The 13,119-nt window shown below is 50.3% G+C and carries 9 protein-coding genes; 6 read left to right on the top strand and 3 right to left on the bottom strand.

Going from position 1 to position 13,119, the window contains the following annotated elements; genetic code table 11:
* Nucleotides 1–737 precede the first annotated feature (737 nt).
* Together HFN16_RS12695 and HFN16_RS12690 are read left to right on the top strand one after the other, a co-directional pair.
* On the top strand, nucleotides 738–1,631 hold the full coding sequence (locus HFN16_RS12695) for a zinc ABC transporter substrate-binding protein (protein WP_168891108.1): 894 nt from the start codon (nucleotides 738–740) through the stop codon (nucleotides 1,629–1,631).
* An 81-nt stretch (nucleotides 1,632–1,712) separates the two neighbouring features.
* Nucleotides 1,713–2,141 (top strand): transcriptional repressor, encoded by a 429-nt coding sequence (locus HFN16_RS12690; RefSeq protein WP_168891107.1) that lies wholly within the window; start codon nucleotides 1,713–1,715, stop codon nucleotides 2,139–2,141.
* A gap of 140 nt (nucleotides 2,142–2,281) precedes the next feature.
* Here HFN16_RS12690 and HFN16_RS12685 read toward each other — a convergent pair whose 3' ends face one another.
* Entirely contained in the window at nucleotides 2,282–3,838 is a 1,557-nt protein-coding gene (locus tag HFN16_RS12685) for an FAD-dependent protein (protein WP_168891106.1), read from the bottom strand.
* A 400-nt stretch (nucleotides 3,839–4,238) separates the two neighbouring features.
* On the opposite strand from HFN16_RS12685, the gene gap reads away from it, so the two are divergent.
* Both gap and map read left to right on the top strand, forming a co-directional pair.
* Complete coding sequence (gene gap, locus HFN16_RS12680; RefSeq protein WP_168891105.1) at nucleotides 4,239–5,219, top strand: type I glyceraldehyde-3-phosphate dehydrogenase; 981 nt, start codon at nucleotides 4,239–4,241, stop codon at nucleotides 5,217–5,219.
* A gap of 240 nt (nucleotides 5,220–5,459) precedes the next feature.
* Nucleotides 5,460–6,239 carry a type I methionyl aminopeptidase gene (gene map, locus HFN16_RS12675; RefSeq protein WP_168891104.1) on the top strand — a complete coding sequence of 260 codons (780 nt, stop codon included), beginning with the start codon at nucleotides 5,460–5,462 and terminating at the stop codon, nucleotides 6,237–6,239.
* Nucleotides 6,240–6,360: 121 nt separating this feature from the next.
* Here map and HFN16_RS12670 read toward each other — a convergent pair whose 3' ends face one another.
* On the bottom strand, nucleotides 6,361–7,947 hold the full coding sequence (locus HFN16_RS12670; protein ID WP_168891103.1) for a sigma 54-interacting transcriptional regulator: 1,587 nt from the start codon (nucleotides 7,945–7,947) through the stop codon (nucleotides 6,361–6,363).
* Between the two features lie 808 nt (nucleotides 7,948–8,755).
* Here HFN16_RS12670 and HFN16_RS12665 point away from each other — a divergent pair.
* Nucleotides 8,756–9,532 (top strand): DUF169 domain-containing protein, encoded by a 777-nt coding sequence (locus HFN16_RS12665; RefSeq protein WP_168891102.1) that lies wholly within the window; start codon nucleotides 8,756–8,758, stop codon nucleotides 9,530–9,532.
* A gap of 198 nt (nucleotides 9,533–9,730) precedes the next feature.
* Nucleotides 9,731–12,037, top strand: a complete 2,307-nt coding sequence (locus tag HFN16_RS12660; RefSeq protein WP_168891101.1) for a mechanosensitive ion channel domain-containing protein — start codon at nucleotides 9,731–9,733, stop codon at nucleotides 12,035–12,037.
* On the opposite strand, the gene HFN16_RS12655 is transcribed toward HFN16_RS12660, so the two are convergent.
* On the bottom strand, nucleotides 12,034–13,110 hold the full coding sequence (locus tag HFN16_RS12655; protein ID WP_247648333.1) for a DUF21 domain-containing protein: 1,077 nt from the start codon (nucleotides 13,108–13,110) through the stop codon (nucleotides 12,034–12,036). The two genes, HFN16_RS12660 and HFN16_RS12655, sit on opposite strands and share 4 nt — an antisense overlap.
* Nucleotides 13,111–13,119 lie beyond the last annotated feature (9 nt).

Genomic DNA, 13,119 nt, shown 5'->3' with positions numbered 1-13,119 from the left:
TTGCACAAAATGCGCAAGGGTCAAACAAAAGCCAGGATGAAAAAAGAGGATCAGGGCAGAGGAACGCGGTCACGAAGTCCGCAGGGGGTGGTCACTCGAGGGGTGCCGTGGATAGGAGAATTCTCATTACGGTGATGACACTTTGTAGGTAAAGGCATAACAGATACAGTAGAATACTCTGAGGATGTACTTTTTTCTATGTTGCAGTCATGCATGACTAGTAAAACAACTTGTTGCATCAATAAAAAACCAACTCCTACAGTGAAATTAACAATACATTTTTTTATTTCTCTGTAACGTTAGTAAAACAACATTAACGCAACAACCAAATGAATTCCTTAGATTTTACCATATACCAAGTATTCGACCATGTCAAAAATAGAATAATTTTTCACATCGTTGATTCAAATTACAAAAACCACACCCCATCGGAAGGCATTTTATCATAAGAAAAAATCGACTTTTTAATACGACAAGCTGAGCGGGCTTCAAAGAGGCAAACCACCAGAGAATACGCAAGGATATACGAACCTCACATTCAGTAAAGGTCATCAATAATCACTAACTGATCGGCGACACCCTATCGCGGTCCTGCATCTACTAATCCTGTGAGCATAATCTGCCCCCATGAGAGCGCTCCATGAACGAAACCACTTCAAAAAATATTGACTCAAAAATGCAATCGTGTTGCATTATACTCCGAAATAGCGCTCAACAACCCTATGAAGGATTGAACAATGAAAAAATGGAAATCGATTTATTGGATTTCGCTGACTCTATGCCTGCTGCTTGCTCCCGCCACAGCGGCAATGGCGAAGCCGATAGTATTCGTCAGCATCGTTCCGCAGTTATATTTTGTGGACAGAATCGCCGGCGATCTCGTCGACACCCGGGTGCTCGTCAAGCCTAACGCAAATCCACACATGTACGAACCCACCCCATCCCAGATGGCGGCCCTTTCAAAGGCCAAGGCATACTTTGCCATAGGAATCACTCTCGAAGAGGCATGGCTTCCACGCATCAATGGGGCCAATCCGTCTTTACGTATCGTGTCCACCCAGGAAGGAATTAAGAAAATCCCCATGGCCACGCATGAGGGTCATGCTGACAAGCATGAGCACGAAGAACACGAACACGGCACCCTGGATCCACACATCTGGCTTGATCCCGTCCGCGCCCAAACCATTGCACGCAACACCTGCCAAGGCCTGATCAAAGCTGATCCGCAAAACAAGAATACCTACGAGGCAAACCTCGCAGCACTGCTGTCTGAGATAAAGAATACAGACAATACCATTACCAAGATCATGCATAGAATTCCGTCAGACAAGCGCTCCTTCCTGGTATTCCACCCGTCCTGGGGCTACTTCGCAGATCGCTACAATCTGAACCAGATGGCCATTGAAGCCGAAGGAAAAGAACCGGGCCCTAAGGATCTTGCACAGATAATCAAACTCGCTCGAGAAAACGGCATCAAGGTGATCTTTGTTGCACCGCAGTTTTCCCAGAAAGCCGCCAGAGTTATTGCCAATGAAATCAACGCACAGGTCGTCCCACTTGATCCGCTTTCCGAAGACTGGGAGAACAACCTCTTGAAGGCTGCCCAAGCCTTTGAGGCCTCACTTAATTAAGAAGAAAGCGCCATCCTCCCCGCACAACACGGCAGGAGGATGGCGCTTCACTACGAGTCTTAACGACAGCAAGAGATTCTTATGAAAGACGACAAATCAACAGCATCATCACACTCTCTTCTCAAGACCATGGGGCTGCGCCCTACACTCAACAGAGTTCTGGTCCTCGACACCATTGCATCCAGCGACAAGGCACTGACTGCACGAGAAATATTCGAAGGCGTTACCAAAGAGCATAACCTGAACAGGGTAACCGTATACCGAACCCTTGAGACACTATTCGACAACGGCGCCATAAACCGCACCAGCTGTGGTGATCGAATCCAGCATTTCTGCATCGGCAAGACGCACAGCCATTTTCACTGTACAGAATGTGGCGAAGTAAAATGTATTGATAATAAAGAACTGCAGTTCGATGAACACAGCGTAATGAAATCACTGCCCATGCAGATCAACAGCATCAATCTACAGTTGGAAGGTATCTGCGACAAATGTAGTCACACTCTGTAGATCATAAGTACTATAATACGGACGGAGCCTTGCTCTGCGCTCCGAAATGAACGCCCCTTATCTAGCGGGCAGGCACCCACTTCCGCGGCTCGAAAGAATCATCTTTCGAGCCGTCGCATTCTAAGCCCCCAGCATTGGAATTATGCAGGACTAAACGATCGGACAATGGCCTGCGCGACCTTTTCCCCGTCCATGGCCGCCGAGATAATACCGCCAGCGTAACCAGCGCCCTCCCCACACGGGAACAGTCCCTTTATGCTGACATGTTCCAACGTTTCCCTGTCACGAGGGATACGCACCGGAGAGCTGGTGCGGGACTCGACTGCAAGCACTTTGGCTTCATTGGAGTCGAACCCCTTATGCTTGCGTCCAAGAACCGGCAACGCATTCCGAAGACTTTCAGACACGACTGACGGCAACAGCTCATGCACAGGCGCCGAATAAATGCCGGGGATATACGAACTCTTGGGCAACTTGTTAGAAACCCTGCCCGCCACAAAGTCAGCAACGAGCTGTGCCGGAGCCTTTTGCGTCACACCGTCTCCGGCAGCAAACATGGCCTTCTCCACCGAAGCCTGAAATTCCAGAGCACGAAGCGGATCATTGCCTGCACCAACATCATCGAGCCTGATCTCAGCCACCAGCCCGGCGTTGGCAAAGGGAGCATTACGAGCGGCAAGGCTCATACCATTAAGCACCAGTTCTCCCGGAGCAGTGGAGGCCGGAACGACATACCCGCCCGGGCACATGCAGAAGGAAAACACGCCGCGACCATCCACTTGCGTGGCAATACGATAACTCGCTGCAGGCAAGTTCTCATGCCTCGGAGAATGGTGATAAAAAATGCTATCAATAAGCGGCTGAGGATGCTCAATACGTACGCCCATGGCAAAGGGTTTCGCTTCGATGGTGATACCGCGAGCCATGAGAGAGCGAAAAATATCGCGCGCTGAATGCCCTGTAGCCAGCAAAACCGCGTCTGCCGTGATTCTCTGATCTCCATTGATCACGACACCCGTCATCCGGTCATCCCCTACAAGGAAGTCATCCACGCGAGCTTCAAAATGCACCTCGCCGCCACAGGCGATAATATCCTCACGCATTTTGCTCACGATTCGAGGCAACACATTGGAACCGAGGTGCGGGTGAGCATCAATACGGATATCGACAGGAGCGCCGTTAGCGATGAGCAGGTCGAGGATACGGCCCACATTGCCGCGCTTGGTGGCTCGGGTATACAGCTTGCCGTCGGAATAGGTTCCGGCTCCGCCCTCGCCGAAACAATAGTTGGAGTCAGGGTGAACCAATCCTTCCGAGTATATCTTTTTGAGATCCTTACGGCGGGAGTTCACATCCTTGCCACGCTCCAGCAGGATGGGGCGAATACCGTTTTCCAACAACGTCAGGGCTGCAAAATACCCGGCAGGACCAGCGCCGACGATGATAACACGACGGCCGCCAAGGGTAATGGGCTTAAAGACGGACTCTTCCGGCTCAACCGCCTCCTTCTCACCTACGGCAACACGAAGCACATATTTGGGTCTCCGGGAGCGAGCATCGATGGAACGGCGGGCGACACGAGTGGAGATATCCTTGTCATCAGGCACACCAGCCTTCTCCAAAGCCGCCTTACGTATGGCTCCCGGCTTATTGATATGATCAGGATCGATCTTCACTTCAACAAATATGGGCTTCATTGTGATCTCACTTTATGGATTCAATTTGACCGGACATACTCAACGCCTTCCGCAAAGGAAGATACCTGTTGTTCCCTGAAAAGTATTTGAAATTCAGAACTGACATGCACAGATGGAACGGTATGCCGGAAAAACGATGTTTCGTTGAAACCTACCCCCCTGTCAAGCAGCCCAGCGCTTCTTACTCAAAGAATCAGGGCAAACGTGCGTTCAAGGGTTGATAAATCCATCCGCAAGCACTAAACGATTCCGGCGAGCACACGTCAAAGTTTGATAAAACGATGCTCAAAGATAAATGAACTAGACAAGAAGCGTCTCTTGATACCCCCGACACCACACACTGCCGTCTGACAAGCGCACGCATTCGCCCTCTGCTCCCTGGAACCCCGGATCTCACCCAATGGCTACACGCATTGCAATCAATGGATTTGGAAGAATAGGCCGTTACCTGACTCGCCTTCTCGCTCACGACCAGTCTCTTGAACTGGTCGCGGTCAATGACATCATGACCATCGACGAGGTGACTCATCTACTGAAGTACGATTCGGTCCATGGACGATTTGACGGCGTAGAATCACGAGACGAGAACAGCTTCAGCGTGAATGGTTCAGCAATCCGCTACACAAAGCACTCCCCGGAAGAATGGGATTGGACCTCGGCTGATGTGGATATCGTGGTCGAGTCTGCAGGCATCTTCACCAAGAGGGACTTTGCCGAGCAGCATATTCAGGCTGGCGCCAAACGTGTCGTCATCGCCGCTCCTGCTGACGACGCCGACATCACCGTGGTTATGGGTGTCAACGACGCTGACTTGAACAACGACCACACCATTATTTCCAATGCGTCATGCACCACCAACTGTCTCGCCCTGCCGATCCAGCACATAGAGCGCGAGTTCGGCATCGTACATGGCAACATGACAACGGTTCACCCGTACACCCTGCGTCAACGAATATTGGATGGAAGCCACTCCGACATTCGAAGAGCCCGTGCCTGTGCTGAAAACATCGTTCCCACGCCGGTGGGTGCGCACAAGACTGTCACGAAGGTCATCCCTGAGCTGAAGAACAAGCTTTTCGGAAGCGCCCTTCGTGTTCCGACCGCGTCCGTAGCGCTCATCGATCTCGTCTGTGAGCTGAAGACATCCACCACAACGGAAGCGGTCAGAGAAACCCTACGCAAAGCCGCCAACGAGCACATGGCCTACTGCACGGAGCCGCTCGTTTCTTCCGACTTCACCGGCTCAACCTTCGGTTCGGTAGTTGATGAAGAAATGACCGTCGTAACCGATGGGACCATGCTCCGCCTGTTAGCCTGGTACGACAATGAAGCAGGCTTCACCAACCAGCTCCACCGCCTGCTGCTCAAGCTTCATAACTAATTATTTTTTCAAAACCATCTTCCACTCAACCATATACTGCAACAGGCTGAGAGAACAAACCAAGGGGTTATCCAAAGCAATGGATAACCCTTTTTGATTTGATCAAGACTTGAGGGCCATGAATGCCACTCTTCAATTCATATACAACGGCCGTGAAAAGTATGGCAATGTAACGTCATTGACATGACCAACATGAAGCGTATCGTTCCCACGCCACCACATAATAATCGGAGCATTTCAATGATCATAAAGACCAATAAGCAAATCGAATTCATGCGCAAAGCCGGGCTGTTGCTGCATAAGGCCCATATGGTTGCCAAAGAGATGGCTGAACCCGGGGTAACCACTGAAGCAATCAATGCAGAGGTGGAAAAATTCATCGCCTCAAACAATGCCACCCCGCTCTTCAAGGGAGTTCCGGGCATCGTTCCTTTCCCCGCTGCTTGCTGCATGTCTGTTAACGAAGAAATTGTTCACGGCATCCCATCCCCCCGCAAACTCATGGATGGGGACATCCTGAGCATTGACATAGGCGTACGTCTGGATGGCTGGTGCTCAGACTGTGCATGTACACACGCTATTGGCAACATTGATGACGAGAAAAGGAAACTGCTGACCATAACAGAGGAATGTCTGCGACTCGCCATCAAGGAAATCAAGCCTGAAATTAAATGGAGCATCATAGCCAAAAAAATGGCCAAACATGCTCGCAACGCCGGATTCTCCGTTGTCGAGAATCTTGTCGGTCACGGTATTGGTGAAGGCCTTTGGGAGGCTCCGGAAGTACCCAACTACTACGCTCGGCAAATCAAGGATTTCAAACTCAAACAAGGGCTTGTCATAGCGGTAGAACCCATGATCAACGCTGGAGTCAAATACAATGAGACTCTCAAAGATCACTGGACAATAGTCACAAAGGACCGCAAACCTTCCGCACATTTTGAGCACAGCATTGCAGTCACATCCTCTGGAGCAAAAGTTTTGACATGTGGCCCCAACGGCGAAGGTTGGGCCATGTAGCGACTGCATAGTTCACGGCTTTCGATCCTACTCAAATGACAAAGAGAGGTTATCCGAATCAACGGATAACCTCTCTTGTTATTGAAAACTCAAAAAGACAGTAAACGCTTCTTACGAACGACTACTTCCGACGCTTAAGACCCATCTTCTGTACCCGTGTAGCCAGTGTTGTCGGCTTCACGCCCAACAAAGCTGCTGCTCCGTCGTCTCCATAAATCTTGCCATTACACAGCGCCAACGCTTTCTCTGTATTGCGCTTCTGCAGTTCAAGCATTTCATCCTCTGTCAGCAACGCATCGGCTTCGCCAAGAGCTGAAGGCTCTGAACAATGTTTGTCTTCATAGACGGAGCTGAATATCTCCACCTGAGCAGAACCACCGATAGAGGCAATGGCGAAACGCTCCACGATGTTCTGAAGCTCCCGAACGTTGCCCGGCCAGTCGTGTTCAATCAGGCTGGCTAACTGCTTGTCAGTGAACTGCACCACTGGGCGCTTCATTACTTTGAGAGAGCGAGTCAGAAAACTCTCGGCCAACGGAGCGATGTCCTCCTTTCTTTTTCTAAGAGGAGGCACGGTGATGGGAAATACGTTCAGTCGGAAATAGAGGTCTTCACGAAAACGGCCCTCTTCCACTTCCTTTTGCAGGTCTCGATTGGTGGCGGCGATAATTCGAACATCAACTTTACGGACCTTCTCCTCACCAACTCGCTCGTACTCACTTTCCTGAAGCACGCGTAGAAGCTGAGACTGCAACTCAAGAGGGATTTCACCCACTTCATCAAGGAAAAGGGTTCCCATATGGGCAGCCCCGAATTTACCCTCCCGGTTGGCATGCGCTCCGGTAAAGGCCCCTTTGACGTGGCCGAAAAATTCGCTGGCAAAAAGTTCCTTGGGGATAGACGCGCAGTTAACCTTGATGAGCGGTTTGCTGCTCCGGTCACTTCTCAAATGCAGTTCACGGGCAACAAGTTCTTTACCCGTACCGGATTCCCCTTGAATAAGAACGTTGGCATTGGTTGCGGCCACCAGATCGATCTGCTGGACAATGCGCTCCAGGGCCGCGCTCCGCCCGATGAATCCACCATAAGAAGTGACATCCTGCAGTTCTTCCCGCAGGTAGCTGTTTTCCTCTTCGAGCCGCTTCTTCAGATCTTCAATTCTTTCAAAGGCCCGGGCGTTGGCTAGAGCCGTGGCTGCATGGTTTGCGATGATGTTCAGAACATCCAAGGCAGGCTCAGTGATCCGCGTCTTGGTAAAGACCGCCAGCACGCCCATTATGTCGTCATGGAATTGCATGGGTTGTCCGGCGAACCCTTGTATGCCTTCCTGCTCTGCCCATGTCGGATCGGCAATCCAGGTCGAATCGTCGGGGATAGACTCCACTACAACCGGTTTCCCTGTCGCTGCAATGTGGCCGACCTTCCTTACCCCCATGGGGAATCGACTGAACTTACCATCAAGGCGAGACCAGTCATCGGAACTATCGCGGAGGGATTGCCCTGCGCTGGCCACAAGGTGAAGGCATTTGTCATTGCGGGAACACTCTTCGGCCATTGGGCAAGTGGAACAGATGTCGCCGTCCTTCACGAGCCAAATACGGACGAGCGACACTTCTTCGAAGTGAAAAAGGCGATCAACAATCAAGCTGAACAAGACGTTCGTCGATCGTTGCTCACCCATTTCCAAAAGGAGTGATTGAATTTCCATATCTTTGAAGTGGAAGTCGTGCTCGGCTGACATGCCGTTAAATTTAAACGAAACACCACCACATCACAATATAAAGAGTTTGAGCTGGATTTCGACGCCGAAGAGGACAGAGGGAGCACGGTATCCGGCAGAGGGGAATGCCGACGGTAACGACACCCGCTCCCTCCATCCATCTGCTTCAGCTCAAGTGCCTATGAAATCAGTTTCGCCATGTCCGCCTCCGGCTGCCAGGGTAAGCCAGACCGAAGACGGACATGAAGGCTGTTGGTTGTCATGATTATAAAAAAGCAAGCTTTCGCTGCATTCAAGATCCCTATCGCAATCTACATGCCAGGCAGATCAAATCCGACACAACATACTAAATTAAAACGACTTAATCTAATACATCGCAATTATAACAACGATTTTCTGAGCCAAACAACGGAATACCGTTAATATTGGAACGACTATTCGTTGTTAACAGCGATATTTTGAGACGATGCAATCCATATTACCACAAACGATCGATCAATTAATGTTCTCCGCTCAAACTCGGGAAAGAATATATATCGACCAAAACTATCATAACAACTTGTTTTAATTGAACCCAGAAACAAGCAACTCGTTCAGCATGAGCAAAATATGCAAAAGATATCGCAAGCTGTCTTAACACGGCACAGCCCTTGCTCAAATCAGGCTGCTCAATATGAGCATCCATTCCAATGCGCTCATCCCCGCAGGTCGGCAGAGGCCAAATAATCAGCCATCAACCAACCTTAAGACTCTCCGATTCGGACTGCGGGGATGAGCTAAACAAGAGGCAGAGCAAATGACCTACAAGGAAATACAGAACGTATTGATGAGAGAAATGCGTCTCTACCATTATCCGGTTGCCGTTAAATTCTTTTTCGACAAAGACGAGATGCAACATTTCTATGACAATGCCCCGGAAATCCACACTCCACTCAAACCCATGACCTTTTGTCAGTGGGAGATTGCAGCTCGCATGTCCGGCCAGATCGTCTATGCGGGCGTTGACAGTCTCGGCTGCGGCAACGCCAAATACGCATTCGGCTGGAAAGACCTGGACGAGGGAGAGATCAAAGGCCACGCCAAGTACGTACAGGATTTGGATCAGGCGGAACGGTTCGTTAAGAGCAAGCACCAGCTCAAGAACAAACTGCTGGGTATTGCTGTCGCCCCACTCGGCTCCATCGATGACCTGTACGAGCCGGACGTCATCCACTTCTACTGTGACAACATGCAGGCGTACCACTTGGCCGTTGACTACATGGCCGCCACTGACACCCATCCGCTGCGTCCGAACATCACCATGAATTCCTCTGCCTGCGGCGGTTGCGTCTACACCCACGTCGAGCAGGAATTCAACATGTTACCGGCATGCTCCGGCAGCTACAATGCGGGCAAAACCGAACGAGGCGAGGTCAATGTCATGATCCCGGGTTCCAAGTTCAGAGCCACATTCAACCGCCTCATGGACCGCATCAATAAAGCCAGCAGTTCCATCACTCGTCCCGGAGACGGCTTCCCCGGTGCGGATATTTGTAAAAACTGTCCCTTGATCATCTTTAAAAAAAATCAATAGTAACAAGTTAAACCCAACAAAAAAGGACTTCAGGCACCGGTCTGAAGTCCTTTTCTATTGAATCAAGCCTAACGTCTTTCAGAACACATCTTCTCCATTACTCATGATCTCAAAAGGTTTATGTTGTCACAGGAGTGGGTTAGACTCTATTCTTGCCCCTAGAGACATACATTCACCATTAGTTGGCGGAGTAGAGCAATGACATCAAGAGTTCTCATTATATCCTCAAAAGCACTGTTGACCATACTCGTCCTCGTTACGTTCCTGTCGAGTGCAGCCCTTGCCAAAGGGCTCACGGACCTCGATGACAAGAAACGTCAGGTCGAGACCTATTCTGCCCTGCTTTCCGAGGAAGAAATTGCGAGCGAGAGAAATAGGACTTTCCTCAAAAATGCCAGCGACTCTACATCTCGACTTTTCAAAAAATACCAGTCGGTCCTGGCCTCAGGCACTTCTTCCTCAACGTCACCCATCAGCCGCAAGCACTTTGATTCATCACTCTCCACGGTGATGGACGAAAACAGTGCACTGTCATCCTTACTGCAAGACGTTTTACAAGAGGCAGAGCAACGACTTGATTTCCTGCAATCTTACAGCGAACTGCTCACTATCATTTCACCAGTCCCTCAAGGATTGGGCAGTATTGTCAGAGAAACGCAGACACGGGTTCACAAGCTCACAGCAGACACACAAAGACTGATCGCACAAAACAAAGAGCTTCAACGTCAATCCAAACGACTTCTGTCACGCATAGAACGGGCACACCACAAAGATAAACTGAGCCTGTACGACCTTTGGATCCAATACCTGCTTATCGGAAAAATTCCGGTATTCACCATGGACTTCTGGGACAACCCAATCCCTGACAAACGTTGGGTCATTTTGAAAAAGAACGAATTGCAGGCTGGCCTTTCGGTATTGGGGAACAATCTCCCCAAACTCATCATCCTGTTCCTCACTTTAGTGGGTACGGCCTATGCGGCACGCAAGCTCCTCAAGTACTTCCCGGAAAAACAGTACGACGAGGACACCAACCGTAAGACTACACGCTATGTACGCCTCACGACTGCGGGCTTTGCCCTATATCTGACTACGAGAATTATTTATTCTGAGGGGATGGACGCGCTTGCTGCATTGGCGGCGTCTCTGATCCTGTTTGGAGTCATAAAGCTTGCAAAACACATCTGCAAAGACAGCTTTCTGGCGACCTACGGCCACACAAGGATTTCCATCCTTTTTCTGCTCAGTTCACAGTTACTCATCTTCCATTTACCGAGCAGGACGACGACCCTATTCTTCATCGTTCTCGTCCTCACCCTGTGGGGCCTCGACACCCTGCAAGCATGGCGTCACAAGGGCCAGCCGCTGACCAAGACAGCCATGCGTGGAGGTTCTCTGGCACCGCTGTTCCTTGTCTCTTTCTTCGGCTATGGCCGCCTTGCATGCCTGCTCACCATCATCTGGTGTCTCGCTATTTTCATTCGTGCATTCGGGAATGTCTGGTCACACAGCCTCTTCATTGAGACGGATAAGAGTTCCAAACTGCAGAAAGGGTTGGCAAAAAGCCTTCTGGTGCCGCTCGGGTGGGCCATATCCTTTGGATTGACCTACCTCTGGCTGGTTGATTTCCTTGGAGAGAACACCCTCTTCTCAATCCTTCAACTCAAGGCGACCTTTGGCGACTACTCCCTTTACCTCAATGACATCGTCATTCTGGTTGTCCTGTTCTTCCTGACATACAACTGCATCGCGGCATTCAAGGTCTCTATTGACCATGTCGGCAGCCGTTGGCAAAGGGCAAAACGAGGAGCAGTACCCTCTATCCAGACGCTTTTCACCTACGCCACATGGTCGCTTTTCACCCTGCTTGCCCTGCGAATCCTTGGCGTCAGTCTCACCAGCATCACTGTCATCGCTGGTGGTCTCAGTGTCGGTATCGGATTTGGTCTGCAAAACGTGGTGAACAACTTCATCAGCGGACTGATCCTTCTGTTCGGCCGTTCCATTCAGCAAGGGGATGTCATTGAAGTGGGCAACATGTGGTGCACGGTCAAAAAGATCAACATCCGCACCACACTGGTGGAGACATTTGAAAGTGCGGTGATCATGATCCCCAACTCAGATTTGGTCACAACGCAGGTAACCAACTGGACAAAGAACAACCCCACCCTGCGAAGGGACATTCTCGTTGGCGTCGCTTATGGCTCTGACACGAGAAAGGTTGAATCCACCCTGCTGAAAGTGGCAGCTTCTCATCCGCACGTGCTGAAAAAGCCGGAACCATTCATCCTCTTCAGCGATTTCGGAGCTAACAGCCTGGACTTCATCCTCAGGGTATGGATCGATGACATTGACAACACCATCCGGGCCACGTCTGAACTTCGCTTCGCCATTGACGATGCCTTCCGTGAGGCAAATATTGAAATCGCCTTCCCGCAACTGGATGTGCATTTCAAGACGGCTGCGGCACTGGAAGGACGAGCCAAGCTATTGGAAAATGATTAGGCGGAATCATCAAGCTTTCGTACTTTGGCGATGCCCCGCATCAGGCGGCCAAAGATGTCGGCACCAGTAATGATCCTGTGGTGGGTGTCCGTCCACACGAGGATGGTGTCGAAGTCGATGACATCGTCGTCTGAAGAGGCAGGGAGCACCTCAAAGCGACCCAAGACCTCGCCTAAGGGGGTGTGCTCATTGCGCACGACAATGGGACGATGACAGTATTCCGAGGGGGACACCGTCTCATCCTGCATCGCTGCACGGATGAATCCATCTGCATCGATCAACAAGCGGGGCCGATCCCTTTGATCTGTCAACAGAACCCACTTCTGACCAGAGCAGTTCACCTGATCGATGAACTCCCTCTTTTCCTCAGGGAAAAGGGGATTACCGCTTTTGAACTCAATGGAAACGATGCTCTCCTGTTTGAGGACTTCTCCCTCCTGATGGACTTCGATGTCATCAAGCGAAAGAAAATTCATTGCTCCGCGCCCTTCTATTTCATCAATATCGGCATCGGATGCTTCGACATGCATACGGAGCAACCGACGCATCTTGCTTTCCTTGATGAACTCGATCTTTTCTGTACCGACCAATCTATCGAGCAATAACGAAGACGGCTTTGCAAATGGGTATAAGATCACCTGATAAAAACGGATGACAGGTTCCAGCAACGCGCCAAAGGTCAGCGCATTTCTGGAAAAGTAGGCCTGAGGCAGTATTTCGCCAACGATGGTTATGACGAATGTCGAGAAGAAAAACGATCCGATTCCCGCCATCACCGACTCAGACAGCAGTGCCAACAAAACGTTAATACCGACATTGCCCCACAGAATGGTGCATAAGAGCAGGTTCGGCTTTTGCCGTAACGCCAAGACGCGAGCGGCTTTCTGATTTCCGGAACCAGCCTCCAATTCAAGACGCAAACGGCTGAGACTGAAATAAGCGAGGTTCAAGCCGGAAAATATCGCCGACTGCGACAGGCAAAAGAGTATTCCCAACCATGTAAAAAGCATCCTGATTCCTACCCCAAAAGAGTTATTAAGAGACCTACCGTCATTGACTGAAATATCAGGCATAACGTGTTA

Source organism: Pseudodesulfovibrio sp. zrk46 (assembly GCF_012516435.1).
In the GTDB taxonomy this organism is placed as follows: domain Bacteria; phylum Desulfobacterota; class Desulfovibrionia; order Desulfovibrionales; family Desulfovibrionaceae; genus Pseudodesulfovibrio.
Note: the sequence above shows the minus strand (reverse complement) of the source record. Positions and strands in the feature narration are given on the sequence as shown.